1 protein-coding gene is annotated in these 325 nt (G+C 29.5%); it reads left to right on the forward strand.

Annotated features, from left to right (window positions below):
* Nucleotides 1-325: hypothetical protein (locus IU405_RS05125; RefSeq protein WP_197437540.1), on the forward strand; the 325-nt coding region annotated here is incomplete at both ends.

The following is a 325-nucleotide window of genomic DNA, read 5'->3' on the forward strand; positions in this document are numbered from 1 at the left end:
CAAACTTATAAATACGAAGAATTTAATAACGACAATCTAGTACTCACTTATTACAATGGTATTGAGCCAATGTATGAGAAAGGAAAGAATGTTGGAGAACGTCATTGGAAAAATAATGTATTAGAAAAAACACTGAAATATGTTGTAAAGGATAATACCATTGTTGATTATGAGATTTGGAAAGATGGTAAATACCTTGGCCTTCAAAGCAACCAGCATTATAAAGTTCATTTTAGAAATAAATGTTCAGATACAGTATCAATATTGGTTAGGTATAGAGATGATTCAAATAATTGGGTAACTGAAGCATGGTATAATCTAAAAC

The sequence above is a fragment of the Polaribacter sp. BAL334 genome (genome assembly GCF_015767435.1).
In the GTDB taxonomy this organism is placed as follows: domain Bacteria; phylum Bacteroidota; class Bacteroidia; order Flavobacteriales; family Flavobacteriaceae; genus Polaribacter.